The 15690-nt window shown below is 48.0% G+C and carries 13 protein-coding genes; 3 read left to right on the forward strand and 10 right to left on the reverse strand.

Annotation, left to right across the window (positions count from 1 at the left end; all coding sequences use genetic code 11):
- The first annotated feature begins 7 nt into the window (after positions 1 to 7).
- On the forward strand, positions 8 to 3124 hold the full coding sequence (locus D0C16_RS01640; protein ID WP_151030716.1) for an efflux RND transporter permease subunit: 3117 nt from the start codon (positions 8 to 10) through the stop codon (positions 3122 to 3124).
- A 146-nt stretch (positions 3125 to 3270) separates the two neighbouring features.
- A complete protein-coding gene (locus D0C16_RS01645) occupies positions 3271 to 3996 on the forward strand; it encodes a LamG domain-containing protein (RefSeq protein ID WP_151030717.1) in 726 nt (241 codons plus the stop codon).
- Between the two features lie 65 nt (positions 3997 to 4061).
- Here D0C16_RS01645 and D0C16_RS01650 read toward each other — a convergent pair whose 3' ends face one another.
- The 3 genes from D0C16_RS01650 to D0C16_RS01660 form a co-directional block, all read right to left on the reverse strand.
- Positions 4062 to 4841: a hypothetical protein gene (locus D0C16_RS01650; protein WP_151030718.1), complete on the reverse strand. Its 780-nt coding sequence runs from the start codon at positions 4839 to 4841 to the stop codon at positions 4062 to 4064.
- Between the two features lie 70 nt (positions 4842 to 4911).
- The gene (locus D0C16_RS24740) at positions 4912 to 6294 is read right to left on the reverse strand and encodes a carbohydrate-binding protein (RefSeq protein WP_151030719.1); all 1383 of its coding nucleotides are present in this window, start codon (positions 6292 to 6294) and stop codon (positions 4912 to 4914) included.
- A 619-nt stretch (positions 6295 to 6913) separates the two neighbouring features.
- The gene (locus D0C16_RS01660; protein WP_151030720.1) at positions 6914 to 8641 is read right to left on the reverse strand and encodes a proline--tRNA ligase; all 1728 of its coding nucleotides are present in this window, start codon (positions 8639 to 8641) and stop codon (positions 6914 to 6916) included.
- Positions 8642 to 8789: 148 nt separating this feature from the next.
- On the opposite strand from D0C16_RS01660, the gene D0C16_RS01665 reads away from it, so the two are divergent.
- Positions 8790 to 9212, forward strand: a complete 423-nt coding sequence (locus D0C16_RS01665; RefSeq protein ID WP_151030721.1) for an HIT domain-containing protein — start codon at positions 8790 to 8792, stop codon at positions 9210 to 9212.
- A gap of 66 nt (positions 9213 to 9278) precedes the next feature.
- Here the strand turns inward: D0C16_RS01665 and D0C16_RS01670 are convergent, their stop codons facing one another.
- From D0C16_RS01670 to mnmA, 7 genes are all read right to left on the reverse strand, one after another.
- On the reverse strand, positions 9279 to 9758 hold the full coding sequence (locus tag D0C16_RS01670) for an HU family DNA-binding protein (RefSeq protein ID WP_151030722.1): 480 nt from the start codon (positions 9756 to 9758) through the stop codon (positions 9279 to 9281).
- A 322-nt stretch (positions 9759 to 10080) separates the two neighbouring features.
- Entirely contained in the window at positions 10081 to 10581 is a 501-nt protein-coding gene (locus D0C16_RS01675) for a hypothetical protein (protein WP_151030723.1), read from the reverse strand.
- A gap of 3 nt (positions 10582 to 10584) precedes the next feature.
- Positions 10585 to 11028 (reverse strand): GNAT family N-acetyltransferase, encoded by a 444-nt coding sequence (locus D0C16_RS01680; protein WP_151030724.1) that lies wholly within the window; start codon positions 11026 to 11028, stop codon positions 10585 to 10587.
- A 60-nt stretch (positions 11029 to 11088) separates the two neighbouring features.
- Entirely contained in the window at positions 11089 to 12243 is a 1155-nt protein-coding gene (locus tag D0C16_RS01685; RefSeq protein ID WP_151030725.1) for a cupin domain-containing protein, read from the reverse strand.
- A 183-nt stretch (positions 12244 to 12426) separates the two neighbouring features.
- Positions 12427 to 13806, reverse strand: a complete 1380-nt coding sequence (purB, locus tag D0C16_RS01690; protein ID WP_151030726.1) for an adenylosuccinate lyase — start codon at positions 13804 to 13806, stop codon at positions 12427 to 12429.
- 41 nt (positions 13807 to 13847) lie between these two features.
- Positions 13848 to 14471, reverse strand: coding sequence for a high frequency lysogenization protein HflD (hflD, locus tag D0C16_RS01695; RefSeq protein ID WP_151030727.1), 624 nt, complete (start codon positions 14469 to 14471; stop codon positions 13848 to 13850).
- Between the two features lie 51 nt (positions 14472 to 14522).
- On the reverse strand, positions 14523 to 15641 hold the full coding sequence (mnmA, locus tag D0C16_RS01700) for a tRNA 2-thiouridine(34) synthase MnmA (protein WP_151030728.1): 1119 nt from the start codon (positions 15639 to 15641) through the stop codon (positions 14523 to 14525).
- Positions 15642 to 15690: the final 49 nt, after the last annotated feature.

Genomic DNA, 15690 nt, shown 5'->3' on the forward strand with positions numbered 1-15690 from the left:
AATTTCTATGTTGCTCTCGGATGTATCCATCAAAAGGCCGGTTTTTGCATCGGTTATTTCGCTGTTATTAATTGCGTTTGGGTTGGTAGCCTTTGATCGCTTGACGTTGCGTGAATACCCGAATATTGATCCGCCCGTTGTTTCTATTCGCACCAATTATCCCGGCGCTGCGGCGAACATTGTGGAAACCCGTATTACCAAAGTGATTGAAGATCGCATCTCAGGTGTAGAGGGAATTCGCTATATCGAATCATCAAGTGAAAACGGTGTATCAAATATCGTGGTGCAATTCGATACTGGCCACAATATGGATTCGGCTGCAAACGATATTCGTGACCGTGTCGCGCGCGCATTGGGGAATTTGCCGGATGAGGCAGATCCTCCGGAAGTGCAAAAAGTGAGTTCGGATGAAGACGTAATTCTCTGGTTTAACTTCGAAGGCGAAAACATGACCATGCCTGAGCTCACGGACTATGCTCAGCGTTATCTGGTGGACCGATTTTCCGTTATTGATGGCGTAGCTCGTGTGCGGATTGGAGGCGAGCAACGGTATGCGATGCGCATATGGCTTGATAGGCGTGAATTGGCGGCGCGCAATCTTACCGTGAATGATGTTGAATCCGCCTTGCGTGCAGAAAACATTGAATTGCCGGCAGGAAGTATTGAATCGCTTGAGCGGCAATTTACCGTGCGCATGGCGCGCTCCTATCGCTCGGTAGAACAATTCAGTCAGCTAGTGGTTCACCGTGGCGATGACGGCCACTTAATTCGCTTGGGCGATATCGCCAAAGTGGAGAAGGGCACCGAAGAGGATCGCAATTTATTTCGCGGTAATGGCGTGACCCAGGTGGGTATAGGGATCGTTAAACAATCGACGGCGAATACTATTGATGTTGCGCGCGGTGTGAAAACCGAGCGCGATAAAATCAATGAGATTCTCCCTAAAGGGATGAGCCTTGAAGATAGTTATGACAGTTCCATTTTTGTGGAGCGCGCTATCCACGAAGTCTATATAACCCTCGCGATTGCCATAGTACTGGTAATCCTGGTTATCTATTTATTTCTCGGCAGTATTCGCGCCATGCTGGTTCCTGCGGTGGCAGTGCCAGTTTCCATCATTGCCACCTTCACCGTACTGGCAGCGATGGATTTTTCGGTCAATATGCTGACCTTGCTCGCGTTGGTTTTGGCTATTGGTTTGGTGGTGGATGATGCGATTGTGGTGTTAGAAAATATTGTGCGCCATATTGAGGAGAAAGGTAAAAAGCCGCTGTTGGCAGCCTACGATGGGTCGCGCGAAGTGGGGTTTGCTGTTATTGCAACCACCTTGGTGCTGATTGCGATTTTTGTTCCCATCGTATTTTTAAAAGGGGATATGGGCCGACTGTTTTCTGAATTCGCCATTACCATGGCAGCAGCAGTGGGATTTTCGGCGCTGATTGCGTTGACCTTATCGCCGATGCTTGCATCCAAGGTATTAACTCACCACGAGCAAAAAAATAAATTTGTTGAAAATGTTAATCGATGGATGATGGCTTTGCGTGTTCGCTATATGGCGGTGATTCGTACTTGTTTGCGTCATGCAAAAGCCATCGTTGCTGGTTTTGCCATTTTACTATTGGGTGCGTTTTTTCTGGCTCAACAGATTCCCTCTGAATATGCGCCCCGAGAAGATCGCGGAACATTCTTTGTGATGGTCAATGGCCCTGAAGGCGCCAGCTATTCCTATATGGAAGAGTACATGACCGAAATTGAAGATCGCATGATGAAATATGTGGATTCCGGAGAAATTACGCGTTTGATGGTTCGTGCTCCGCGCGCCTTTGGTGTGACTGAAAGTTTTAATAGTGGGATGATTATCGCGGTGATGAATGATTGGAGTCTGCGCCGTGATGCCTTTGTGGTGATGGATGAAATTCGGCAGAAGCTTGCTGACTTACCCGGTGTTACTGCGGCGCCTGTTATGCGCCAGGGGTTCGGTTCCCAGGCGCAGAAGCCTGTGCAATTTGTGTTGGGTGGTGGTACCTACGAAGAATTAGCGAAATGGCGCGATATTTTGTTGGAAAAAATTGAACAAAATAACCCTGGCTTGACCGGTATCGATTGGGATTACAAAGAAACCAAACCGCAAGTGGAAGTCGTGATAGATATCAATCGCGCGGCGGATTTGGGTGTGAGCGTTAATAATATTGGTCGCACCCTGGAAGCTATGCTGGGTTCGCGCCGCGCAACCACTTACATTGATGATGGCGAAGAATACGACGTAATTCTGCAAGGTGAGCGCCATGAGCAGCGCACTACCACCAGTCTGCAAAATATGTATGTGCGCTCGGAGCGGTCTGGTGAACTCATACCCCTATCGAATTTGGTGACTCTGAAAGAAGTTGCTGATGCGAGTCGATTGAATCGTTATAACCGAATGCGTTCATTAACCATTGAGGCCAATCTCGCCGATAATCTGGCTTTGGGTGATGCATTGGTTTATCTGAATGGATTGGTGCGTGAACATTTACCCGCTACTGCAATCGTGGATTACAAAGGCCTGTCGCGCGATTTTCAATCTTCGGGCGGTTCTGTGGCGTTTATTTTTGTGCTCGGAATTCTCATCACGTTCCTGGTACTTGCCGCACAATTTGAAAGTTATATTCACCCCTTTGTGATTATGCTGACTGTACCGCTCGCTATTTTGGGTGGAATGCTGGGTTTGTATTTATCGGGTAGCAGTTTTAATTTGTATTCGCAAATTGGCTTGCTCATGTTAATCGGGTTGGCGGCAAAGAACGGTATTTTGATTGTGGAGTTTGCTAACCAGTTGCGCGATCGCGGGGTGGAATTTACCGAAGCATTGTTGGAAGCCGCGTCAGCGCGGTTGCGTCCGATCTTAATGACCAGCCTTACTGCTGTTGCCGGGGCGATTCCACTGGTAATTTCTTCTGGTGCAGGAGCGGAAACGCGTTTTGTTATTGGCATCGTTGTTATTTCCGGGGTGCTGGTGGCAACGGTGCTGACGTTGTTCCTGGTACCGGTTGCCTATAGTTTGTTAGCACGAAAAACCGGATCACCGGGTGACGTGGAACGCAATTTGTTGCAACAACAAGCTAAATATTCTGGCGACGAGGATTAAGTGTATTCCGCAGCCGATACAATTATCGGCTGCGTTTCTATAATAATTATTCGCGCGGCAATTTTAAGTATTCGTTTACTATTATCAAAACCTATCAACCATACGAATGAAAATAGGGCACTGCTGTTAAGCAGTGGTGAATGTTTATGAAAAAATGCCTGTTATTGTCCAATTCGCTGTTAATTTTAAATAGTTTATTGTTTGTAGCGTGCACTGCTGCTCCCTCTCAAACCGCATTATCGTCCTCGCTAGATCCAACGAATGGAACGGAAGTTTGGTTGGTAAATTCTTTGGAAAAAATTGGTGATTCTCCGGTGATAGTACTGGGGAACCCAAAAGTGGTCAGTTCGTCGCAGGGGAGTGTGGTTAGTTTTGACGGTGACGGCGACAGATTACTGGTAGATAAAAACCCACTAAAAGACGCGGCTGAATTTACTATCGAAATTATTTTTAATCCCGCTGCTGCATTTCCCGCAAATATCGAGCCGCGCTTTTTTCATATCGAAGCCCCGGATAATCCCAATCGTCGTGTGACTATTGAGTTGCGCTTAAATGATAAAAACCAGTGGTATCTGGATGCTTATATTAAATCCGAGCAATCTCAGTTTACCTTGATTGATTCCACCATGGTTCATCCGATTGGTAAATGGGCTCATGCGGCAATCACTTACAAAAATCGTGAATTTGTCTCTTATGTTAATGGCAATAAGGAATTAACCGGGCAGGTGGATTATTTGCCGATTGCAGCGCACGCGCAAACCTCCATTGGTGCGCGAATGAACCAGGTGCATTGGTTTAAAGGGGAGGTCGCGCAGGTGCGCATTAGTCACCGGGTATTAGAGTCCGATGAATTTTTATCTCTTCCCAAATGAACGCGATGATAAAACTCGCCGGGTGTGCGCCGCGCGAGTTTTAATTGGGTTACTGATGTGCGTTATTAGTGTGAATGGTTGTCTGGAGTTTGCGCATAACTTGGATCTACATCGGCCGGGTGAATAGCATCGCTCACGTGAGGGTCGACTTTAAATAACAATTGGCTGGAAGCAATCCAGCCATTATTGCCGTGCGCTTGCAACACATAGTGGCCATCAGGTGTATCCAGTCCGCCTACCGTTAAAGTTTCTCCGCGGGTAAAGCTCACGGAATATTTTTGTCCATCATCTCCTTGGATATGGCCATACCAGCTAATGCTGTTGTAATCGTGCTTTTCTACTTTATCAATGACTACCTGGTAGTCACGGGCATTTTCTGCAACGCGCACGTTAATCGCATCGCCCGGCATCAGGGTCTCCATTTTTAACGTGTCCAGTTGAATAAATTGACGGCCATCGGTTAATTCGTCCGGCAGCAATGGCAGATTAGCTGGTGGTTCTTCGCTGGGGCTCCAAGAGGTGCTCCGAGCGGATGCTGCGGCAATTTGCTCCGGTGTGTATTGCAGGTTGGGGCGGCGCTTTTTTATTGCATCGATACGCGTTTGTAATTCAGAGTCAATTGTTTCGGCTGGTGACTTGGCAGTATTCGCTGGGATGTTGCTAGTTGGCATTGCGGCATCCTTGTTGTTTTTATTATCCAGATGTGTAGTAGAGATTCTTGTGGTTTTGTTGGTTACCGGATTGGATGTGGCGTCGACCGGGGTTTGGTTATACCAATAGATGGTGCCAAACCCCAAGCCAGTAATTGCCAGAGTTGTTAACCAGAATATGCGTTGGTTTTGCATAAGCGCCTCATAAATTGCAGATTAATTATTGGGACGCACAAAAAATTTTGTTTGTCCCAATAAAATGGATTTAACGCTTAATACGAATCCAGTTGATGTTCCAACCACCAGCCTTGGCAAATACACCAAAATTGTAAGTACCCGCATTGATGGTAACTGTGTGGCTTATGGTGCTCCAGTTTTGCCAGCCCCCGGTTGCCGGAATTGCCAGCTCTCCCAATACAACTGCACCACCATTAAGATCTACTGACAGGCGCCCACCACCAGGGCTGGCAACACGATATTCAATGGTGTAAGTACCTGATGTTGGAATGGTGATGTTGCTGTAGGCCATCCAGTCGTTGGTATCTATCCAGCCAACATTTTGCCCACCGCCGGTATCGGTAGTTGCTTCAGTTTGTACTCCGCTATTAGCAAAATAATTTTCTGCCTGAATGAGAGTATTAAAACCGGTTGTGTTGATTACTATGGAGCTGGCTGAATCATTAAAGCCTTCATCTACCAAGCAGGAATCATCAGCGGTTTTGGTGATCGCATTGCCGGTAAAGTTATCGTGTTGATAGAGCGTAATGCTGTAACCGGATTGCACACGGAGCGAAGAAATATCGTCATTTACAATTCCGCGCGCTTGCAGTTGCGCTAGAGTATAGCTGCCTGCTGGTAAGCCAACGTTATAGCCACCATAATTGCAATCTTGTGCAACTTGTACTGGGCCAGATGCGCCGGCTGTCGGGCGAAATGCGGCAATTTCATCACGTACATTGTGAATAGCGAGTGCGCCATAGGCTTCGTTGGCCTGACCAACTGGAATGCCACAAGGTAATCCACGACAAGTTAAATTGGGATTGGAAAAACGACTCACGCGTGTGGTGTTGAATACGCCCTCATAAGCCATGATATCGACAAACACGTTATCGACTCCGTATCCGACTCCATAACGAAAGCGCGCGCCGGATTGATCACCTTGTTTGCGCGAGTGATTTAGTCCCATGTTGTGACCTAATTCGTGCGCCATCACCATCGGGCCGCAGCCGGGCGCGGTAACGTTCCAGGTCCAGTTTTTATCGACGGCAACATAACCTACACCGCACGCGCCCTTTTCATGAAGTTGCGATACGAAATCTGCGCCAAGCTGATCGCGCAGCGCGATCGCAGCGCTATTCACGCGCAAATTACCCAGCACTGTGCCCATATCGGCGCCCGTTTGTTCCATCGGGCGTACACCCACCAAGCGCAATTGCACATCAATCTGACTATCGGTGTACGCGGCGTTCATCTGGTTAACCCAGCTGTTCATCGCTGTTTGTGGGTCACCGCCAAAATAATTTTTGGTGTAGGTGTCGTAGAGCACCAGCAGGTCAACCGTTGCTGCATTAACGCTGCTTGCCATTGTCAAACTGCTAAACCCCAATAGCAGTAGTTTTTTTAATGCGTTGGTGATGCGCGGTTTCATTGGTATTCCTCTCATTTTTATGTACTGAGGCATAGTTAGGTTGAGGCATTGATCCTGTGCGGAGCCGTGTTGAGTTGACACAGTCCACGGTTCCAGACCGAATAAATAATCCTGCTGGCAGTGGAAGTGCCGGTTGTTAGCAAAGTAATTTGTACCGCCATGAAAAATGGCTCGCCAGACAACGAGCAAACGTTAGCATCGAATGAAAACGGAGCTTTGTAACCTGCATCACAGCCTTGAAAAGGTGCCAGTTAAAAATAAAAGTGGGAATTTTTTGGTGAGGAATTAGATGAGTTAGTGCAGTTGCCAGTTTGTAAACTGGGACTTTTGGCGCTTCGCACGCAGGGATTTTCGCTTGATGGTGGCGAAAATCGAACTTGCACTTGAATTAAGGTCACCGTGTTTGAACGGTAAATAAAAGTCGAACGCTGGTAAATTAATTGTGCTCTTTTTAATGATTGGTTGTTTTTATAGCGAGGCGTGTCAACGACAACTTAAGCGTCGTTTGTTCGAGGTGCTTGAGAGTAGCGGAGAAAAGAAAATGTGATGTGTAACAACAGACGGCAAATAATATGAGGAAAGGCAATCGCAGTGTTAGCTGCAATTGCCTTTTAGATAATTAGCGTTTGATACGCTCGCTCAGGAAGGAAACTATCTCGGTGACAGCAACTTCTTGTTTTTCTGCATCGCGACGGCCTTTGTATTCGATAGTGCCAGCTTCCAAACCGCGATCGCCTACAACAATACGGTGTGGAATTCCCATCAGATCCGTGTCGGCCAGCATGCCGCCCAAGCGCGCTTTTTCATCGTCCATAAACAGCACATCAAAACCGGCTTTAGTCAGCGTCGCATAAAGCTCTTCGCTCTTGTTGGCGACAGCAGCAGATTTTCCAATATTAATTGGAACAATGGCGATATGGAAAGGTGCAATAGAATCCGGCCAAATAATGCCGTTGTCATCGAAGTTTTGTTCAATGGCTGACGCAACCACGCGCGTAACCCCGATACCATAACAACCCATAATCATGGTTTGTTCCTTACCGTTTTCATCCAAAACGCGGGCTTTCATGGCTTCGGAATACTTGGTACCGAGTTGGAAGATGTGACCCACTTCAATACCGCGTTTGATATCGAGTGTGCCCTTCCCGCAAGGGCTTGGATCACCAGTTACTACGTTGCGGATATCGGCAACTAAAGGCGCTTGCGCATCGCGGCCCCAGTTTACACCGGTTAAATGGAAGCCATCTTTATTGGCCCCACAGACGAAGTCAGCTAAGTGGGCAGCAGCGTGGTCAACGATAACTGCAATGGTCAGACCCACTGGACCGATTGAGCCCACGCTGACACCCAGTTCGGCTTTGATGCGTGCCTCAGGTGCAAGCGTAAGCGGCGATGCTACACCAGTGAGTTTTTCTGCCTTGATTTCATTTAACTCGTGATCGCCACGCAATACCAAAGCGACCAGTGGTTGGGTTTTGTCTTCACGCACTTCACCCAGCACAATCAAGGTTTTTACAGTTTGTTCCGGGTTCACTTTCAGGAAGCTCGCCACTTCCTCGATCGAGTGTTTACCGGGCGTTGCAACTTCTTGCAGCAAATGTTGTGCGGTAGGGCGTGGTGTTGACGGGGGAAGGGCTTCCGCCTTTTCAATATTAGCGGCGTAATCGCTACCGTTACTAAATGCGATATCGTCTTCGCCACTGTCGGCCAGCACGTGGAATTCGTGGGAGAATGCACCGCCAATTGAACCGGTATCGGCTAAAACCGGGCGGAACTGCAAACCCAAGCGGGTGAAAATGCTGCAATAGGTTGCGTGCATGACGTCGTAGGTCTGCTGCAGGGATTCATGGCTGGTGTGGAAAGAATAAGCATCTTTCATAATAAATTCGCGCGAGCGCATTACGCCGAAACGCGGACGAATTTCATCGCGGAATTTGGTTTGGATCTGATAAAAGTTCGCAGGCAATTGTTTGTAGCTTTTGACTTCATTGCGAATCAGATCAGTAATGACTTCTTCGTGAGTTGGGCCAAGGCAAAAAGGGCGCTCGTGTCGATCACTCATGCGCAGCAGCTCGGGGCCATATTGCTGCCAGCGGCCAGATTCTTCCCATAATTCTGCAGGTTGCACTACGGGCATAAGTACTTCCTGTGCGCCCGATTTATCCATCTCTTCACGGACAATGTTTTCTACTTTACGCAGCACCCGCAACCCCAGCGGTAGCCAGTTGTATAAACCGGAAGCCATTTTGCGGATCATGCCTGCCCGCAGCATTAATTTGTGGCTGATAACTTCCGCATCGGCGGGCGTTTCCTTTAGGGTGGCAATTAAAAATCGACTGGAGCGCATAGTGATAACTTCTTGAAGGCTATAATGGGATTTAAAGGCGCCTATTCTACGGCGGTTAAGGCTATTGGTATAGCGCCCCGAAAGTGAATTTCAGCGGGGCTTGCGTGTCTTAGTAGTCAAGTTTGTGTCAACTAAAAGGATAACAATCATGTTTGAACTCCATCCACGTCTCGCTCAGGATTCAGCCGTTATTGGTGAATTTGATCTATCGCTATTGTTACTTAGCCGGGATGCGAATTATCCCTGGTGTATTCTCGTGCCCAAGTGCGAAGACATTTATGAAATCCATCACTTGAGCGAGGAGGAACAGCTGCAATTGATCCGGGAGTCATGTCGTTTATCGGAAGTAATGACCAGTTTGTTTGACGCTGACAAAATGAATGTGGCCGCGCTTGGCAATGTGGTGCGCCAACTACATGTACATCATATCGCACGGTTTACTGATGATCCGGCGTGGCCGCAACCAATCTGGGGCAAGCTGCCAGCAAAAGAATATGCGCCAGAGGAATTTGCCGAGCGAGTTAAGCGCCTACAAAACGCGTTGGTCGGTGAAGGCTTTCGGGTACTCTAATTCATCGTTCGTTCGGCAATAAAAAACCCCGCAACTGCGGGGTTTTTAATGAAGAGGATTTGCTAATTAAACTGCAAATTCTTTCAGCTTTTTCAGCGGACGCACTTTTACAGAGGTGCTAGCTGGTTTGGCTTTGAACATAACTTCTTCGCCAGTGAATGGGTTGATACCCTTGCGTGCTTTAGTCGCAGGCTTTTTCACGGTAGTAATTTTCAACAGGCCCGGCAGAACGAACTCGCCTACACCTTTCTTCTTGATGTGGCCTTCGATTACATTGGTCAGTTCGTCCAATACTGCTTGAACCTGCTTTTTGCTCAGTTCGGTTGCATCAGAGATTTGTTGCAACATCTGGGTTTTGTTTTGACGCTCAGCAATTGGTTTAACAATGGCTGGAGCCGCTTTTACAGCGGGAGCTTTCTTGGCGGCGGGTTTAGCGGCAGCCGCTTTAGGTGCAGCAACTTTTTTGGCGGCAGCTTTAGGAGCTGCTTTTGCAGCAGGAGCTTTTTTAGCAGCGGCTTTTGGAGCAGCAGGTTTTTTGGCAGCCATAATGGATTCCTTGTGTTTCTGAATGTTGATTAAGGTTATCTTTTAAACAAAGACTCTCGTGTAAAACAATTATCGCATCTGGATGCTTTTGATAAAGAAATAAGCAGCATCCGCGTAACCAGCAAAGCATAGTCGCTCTTTAGCTGATCCGCATTCTAAAACCCCTATATTTACAGGCTTAAACAGCGTTAAATACGGATTGACGCTATATATATAGGATAAAAATCGAATCGGCAACCAAGAAAGGCGCTTTTTACGCTGAAAAATAGCTTTTTTTTAAGCCTGTGACCTTTGGCAACACTTTTTACGCAAGGGCAAGGTGTTAGATGAGGAGTAACTGGAATTCCGGCTCTGGTTCTGCGTATTGCCAAAGATAATTGAATTCTTCGCGCAATGGCTTTAGTTCACGCGCGGCACTCGAGTTATAAAAGCCGCGATAAACACTTTCATCGTTTTTATAAAGCAGTTTATCGGTATCACCCAAGACGAAGGCCATTTCTTTATTGTTAGGCTCTACGGTCATTTTGCGTACTTGAATTTTTGATGAGAGCCGCTGAGCAAGACGAATTAACTGATGGTTGGATTCAATGGCAGGCTTGGTGTCTTTTATTAATATTTGAATTTGGGTGTGACGACTGGAGCGAGAAAATGCTGATAGAGCTTCAGTGAACTCATCGGTGCCAAAGATCAATTCATCAAGATCGCGTGTTAGTATCGCCAAGGTGCGGCGGTTTTGTTGTACCAGCTTCAGGGTGTAATGACGAAAATCTTCTATCCCGCTCAACAACCAAAGGTCTACGCTAACCCCGCTTTGTTCTGCCATGAATTACTCCGCTATTTGCCAATACATGGTGATATGAGGAATGCCTGCATCCAGAAATACATCGCCTTGCGCGATAAAACCCAAGCGCTCGTAAAACCCCTTGCGATCAGTTTGTGCGTGTAGATAAATAGGGTGGTTTGCTTGAGCGTTGCAGAAGCCTACAACAAATTCCATCAGCGCTTGACCTATACCTTGGGTTCGATAAGGTTTTAATACCGCGACACGACCAATATGAAAATGTTGAAGTCCTTTGTGTTCATCGATTAGTAATCGGGCACAACCTATTGGCTGATTATGCTGGAGCACTAGGAAATGGATGGCGGTCTCATCCAGGTTATCCCATTCATCCGCTACGGGAACTTGTTGTTCCTCAATAAAGACCTGAGTGCGAATGCCTGCAAGTTCGTGTGAATGAGCTTGCCAATCAGTGGTTGTGATTGAATACATTTTGCTTCCCAAAAGTAAAAAGGGCAGTACCGATTTCTGCCCTTTTTGATTTTCCACTAACTATTCGTCGACCAATAAAGTTTCCAGATTGATCAATTGAGTAATAGCTGCCCGGTCAACCGGATCCTGTACCAGCGCTTTTAATTCTCGCCAGCTAATTTCAACCTCTTTGCAGACCAGCTCTGCCAGTTCGCGCGAGCAGCAAATCGCTTCTCCATCCGCGAATAGCATTGTGCCTTTTTCATCGCTATGGAAGGCAAGGCGTGCTGAAGGATGGCGCCAGAGCAACTCACCATCTGCCAATGCAGATTGCCACTCATCAGCATCTATATCCAGTGGCTCTTCTTGCGTTTGTTCCAGGTACTTGCGTTCGGTCATAAATTTGCCGAACCAGAACGCAATTTTTTCCGGTGTGAGATGTTGCAGCACAATACCTCGCACTTGTTCGATGGCTTTTGCGCTAATTTCACCGGGGTTTTCCTGCAAGGTTAAATCCGGATCTGTGTAGCGCAAATCGTCTTCTACCGATAAGGCAATCTCCTGACCAATCTCGGAAATGATATCGGCATGGCTAGGAGCGCGGAACCCGATGGAATAGGTCATGCAGTCATCGCCCTGCGCGGTGCCCCAATGAGCAATACCCGGCGGAATATAAAGCATATCGCCGGGCTCCAGCACCCACTCATCGGTGGTGTGGAATTCACTGAGGATTTTCAGGCGAGTCCCTTCAACACGCGGTGAATTGCTATCGCACATCTGTCCGATTTTCCAATGGCGCTTACCCAAGCCTTGGAGTAAAAACACATCGTAGTAATCAAAGTGTGGACCTACACCGCCTTTATCGGGTGCGTAGCTGATCATCAGGTCATCCAGTCGCCAGTTGGGAATAAAGCGAAAATAGTCCAGTAATTGGTTTACTTCGGGGACCCATTGGTCCACGGCTTGAACCAGTAAAGTCCAGTGGGTTGGCGGCAATTTTTCAAAGGTTTTTTCATCAAAAGGACCATTGCGCAATTCCCATGGCGTAGCGCCATTTTCCAACACGATGCGCGATTCCACTTCTTCTTCCAGTGCCAGGCCGGCAAGCTCATCTGGTGCAAGGGGGGATTCGAAATCGGGAAATGCATTGCGGATTAATAGTGGTTTTTTTTGCCAATAGTCGCGCAGAAATTCTTCAATCGGCATATCGCCAAGATGGGTGAGTGGAGTTGTCATTTGGACATACCTACAAGGTTGGCGTAGGTTGGGGTGAGCTTGCGAACCCCAACTTAACCATATTAAAAATTACGATAATGGTTGAATAAATACATTGGGGTTCGCAAGCTCACCACCAACCCATGCATTCAATATAAATCACTAAATTTAAGGGCTCCGAGGAGCCCTTAAATTTAGTTTGGATTAGATCGCTTTTGCCTGATCGATTGCGTTACCAATGTAATTGGCGGGGGTGAGGTCGCGCATGGTTTGTTTGGCGTGCTCGGGAATATCCAGGGTTTCCACAAAGGCCGCTAATACTTCACGAGTGATTGCCTGGCCACGTGTAAGCGCTTTTAATTTTTCGTAAGGTTCTGGCACGTTGTAGCGGCGCATAATGGTTTGGATTGGCTCAGCCAATACTTCCCAGGAATTATCCAGGTCTTCAGCGAGACGTGCGCGGTTGATTTCCAGTTTGCTCATGCCTTTCAACGTGGATGCATAGGCAATCAAGCTGTAGCCAAAACCAACGCCCATATTACGCAATACAGTGGAGTCGGTCAGGTCGCGCTGCCAGCGGGAAATCGGCAACTTTTGTGCAAGATGGGTGAAAATTGCGTTGGCAATGCCCAGGTTACCTTCGGAGTTTTCAAAATCGATAGGGTTAACTTTGTGCGGCATGGTAGATGAACCTACCTCGCCAGCAATGGTTCTTTGCTTGAAATAACCCAGGGAAATATAACCCCACACATCGCGGTCAAAGTCGATGACGATGGTGTTGAAACGCGCAATTGCGTCAAACAATTCAGCAATGTAATCGTGGGGTTCGATTTGGGTGGTGTAGGCATTCCATGTCAGGCCCAGGCTCTCTACAAAATCTTTGGCATTGGTTTGCCAGTCCACTTGCGGGTAGGCCGACAAGTGTGCGTTGTAGTTACCTACGGCGCCATTAATTTTGCCCAGCAACTCTACTTCTTTGACGGCTTTTAATTGGCGGCGCAGGCGTGCTGCTACGTTGGCCATTTCTTTGCCGACAGTAGTGGGTGATGCAGTTTGGCCGTGGGTGCGCGACAGCATGGAGTCAGCGGCGTAATCATGCGCGAGTTTTACAATCCCATCGATAATTGCTTCAGCATCTTTAATAAAAACTTTGCGACCTTCGCGCAACATCAATGCATGCGACAGGTTGTTAATATCTTCCGAGGTACAAGCAAAGTGTACAAACTCCAGTACCGCTTCCAGTTCGGCGTTGCCTTTGAATTTATTTTTCAAAAAATATTCCACGGCTTTTACGTCGTGATTAGTCGTGCGTTCAATATCCTTAACCGCTTGCGCGTCTGCTTCGTTGAAGCCGGTTACGATTGAGTCGAGCAACGCATTGGTAGCGGCGCTAAATGCGGGTACTTCAGGAATACCGGTGTGGCGGCTGAGTTGTTGCAACCAGCGTACTTCCACTTCCACGCGGAAGCGAATCAAACCGAATTCGCTGAAAATGCTGCGCAGAGCAATCGTTTTGTTGCCGTAACGGCCATCTACCGGAGAGACCGCATTCAGTGCCGAAAGAGTATTGAAAGAATTGTCCATTGTGTTTCTCAACAAAAAAATGAAAGTTAAAAATCAAAGCATTAAATGCGACGCAGTAAATCATCTACCTGCCGGGCGATGTCCTTGCGATTAAAGAGTAATTGCCAGCGGTTGCCACCGACCTGGCGCCATAACATGGCAGAGCGAATCGAGGATAGTAAAAGGGCGCGAATCTGGTTGGCGATGCGTTGTTGTTGCAGGTAATTGTAGTCACCATTCACCTGAATGCGAAAACGGAATGTACTAATAGTTTCGCTATACAGGGTGCCTAAATTGGCGATGACATTATCGTGCGTCGAGGAAAAGTGCTGCGCTTGTTGATTCACTTGATCAATGCGGCTGGCGATAACGCCCAGCATATCGCGGCGCCCAGCCAGTTTTTTTTGTAAATGCAACACACCCAAGCCGTAACGCAAGGCTTCGCGGTGTTTTTGAGAATTGGGCTGCAGCAGTTCCCGCATTACCTCAAGGCCGGTACGCAAGTTTTCTATCTGGCCTCCGTAGACTGCCAAGGTGCTGGAGGGATTAAGGTCCAGTATGGATTCGATATTGCACTTAAAGGCCTCGGGCGGCAGGTAACCGGTTTTGGCGACTTGCTCCACTAATGCAGTGCCTTGAAATATGCCGGCGAGGGCGAGGGTTATGTCTTGCCAATTTTTACTCACGCGCTATCTCTCATGCTGAAAACAGGTTTGAACGAAAATGGATCAACCGGATTAGCGGTTGTCAGTCGATTCGATGACGGCGCCACCCAGACAAATATCATCCTGGTAAAACACCACTGATTGTCCCGGGGTTACCGCCCGCTGCGGTTGGTCAAAGAGAACATCCAGAGTGCCGTCGGCCAGAATCTGTACAGTGCAATCCTGATCGGGTTGGCGATAGCGGGTTTTCGCGGTGCATCGCACTTCATGTGAGGGCGGAGCACCATTAATCCAATGGGCCTGCTGGGCAATTAGATGATTGGTATATAAAAGAGGGTGATCTGTGCCTTGAACAACCACCAGAACGTTGCGTGTGAGATCCTTTTGCGCCACAAACCAGGGTTCTTCATTAGCGCCTTTAACTCCTCCAATCCCCAGCCCCTGACGTTGACCGATGGTGTGGTACATCAGACCCATATGTTCGCCAATGACCTTGCCTCCGGCAGTTTGAATCTCACCTGGTTGAGCGGGTAAATATTGCTGCAGGAAATCCTTGAAGCGGCGCTCTCCGATAAAGCAGATGCCGGTGCTATCCTTCTTGTTGTGGGTGATTAAGCCGTGTTCTTCGGCGATGCGGCGCACCTCCGGCTTTTCCAGTTCGCCTACTGGAAAGAGCGAGTGGGCAAATTCGTTTTCGCCCACGGCATGGAGGAAATAGCTCTGGTCTTTGTTAGGGTCGAGGCCTTTTAACAGGTGCGCGCGTCCATTGATATCAGAGCGGCGCACGTAATGGCCGGTGGCGATGAGCTCACCGCCGAGCATACGCGCATACTCCATAAACACTTTAAATTTGATTTCGCGGTTGCAGAGGATGTCGGGGTTCGGGGTGCGGCCAGCTTTGTACTCTTCCAAGAAGTGTTCAAAGACGTTATCCCAATATTCTGCAGCGAAATTGGCGGTATGCAGCTTGATGCCAATGCGGTCACAAACCATCTGCGCATCGGCCAGGTCGGCCTTGGCGGTACAGTATTCAGTGCCGTCATCCTCATCCCAATTCTTCATAAACAGGCCTTCGACCTGATATCCCTGTTGTTTGAGCAAAAGTGCTGATACGGAGGAGTCCACACCGCCGGACATGCCCACGATAACGCGTGCACCGGCTGAAACTACGGGATTGGAAGCTTGAGTCATAAGGAAATAGCAGCAGTTCAGAAAATGAGGCGGGCATTTTACCTGCCCG

Source organism: Cellvibrio sp. KY-GH-1 (genome assembly GCF_008806975.1).
Classification (GTDB): domain Bacteria; phylum Pseudomonadota; class Gammaproteobacteria; order Pseudomonadales; family Cellvibrionaceae; genus Cellvibrio.

Bases quoted from the DNA above. Each gene is read 5' to 3' on its own strand.
- D0C16_RS01640 (WP_151030716.1), top strand. From the start codon at position 8: ATGTTGCTCTCGGATGTATCCATCAAAAGGCCGGTTTTTGCATCGGTT.
- D0C16_RS01645 (WP_151030717.1), top strand. From the start codon at position 3,271: ATGAAAAAATGCCTGTTATTGTCCAATTCGCTGTTAATTTTAAATAGT.
- D0C16_RS01650 (WP_151030718.1), bottom strand. From the start codon at position 4,841: ATGCAAAACCAACGCATATTCTGGTTAACAACTCTGGCAATTACTGGC.
- D0C16_RS24740 (WP_151030719.1), bottom strand. From the start codon at position 6,294: ATGAAACCGCGCATCACCAACGCATTAAAAAAACTACTGCTATTGGGG.
- D0C16_RS01660 (WP_151030720.1), bottom strand. From the start codon at position 8,641: ATGCGCTCCAGTCGATTTTTAATTGCCACCCTAAAGGAAACGCCCGCC.
- D0C16_RS01665 (WP_151030721.1), top strand. From the start codon at position 8,790: ATGTTTGAACTCCATCCACGTCTCGCTCAGGATTCAGCCGTTATTGGT.
- D0C16_RS01670 (WP_151030722.1), bottom strand. From the start codon at position 9,758: ATGGCTGCCAAAAAACCTGCTGCTCCAAAAGCCGCTGCTAAAAAAGCT.
- D0C16_RS01675 (WP_151030723.1), bottom strand. From the start codon at position 10,581: ATGGCAGAACAAAGCGGGGTTAGCGTAGACCTTTGGTTGTTGAGCGGG.
- D0C16_RS01680 (WP_151030724.1), bottom strand. From the start codon at position 11,028: ATGTATTCAATCACAACCACTGATTGGCAAGCTCATTCACACGAACTT.
- D0C16_RS01685 (WP_151030725.1), bottom strand. From the start codon at position 12,243: ATGACAACTCCACTCACCCATCTTGGCGATATGCCGATTGAAGAATTT.
- purB (WP_151030726.1), bottom strand. From the start codon at position 13,806: ATGGACAATTCTTTCAATACTCTTTCGGCACTGAATGCGGTCTCTCCG.
- mnmA (WP_151030728.1), bottom strand. From the start codon at position 15,641: ATGACTCAAGCTTCCAATCCCGTAGTTTCAGCCGGTGCACGCGTTATC.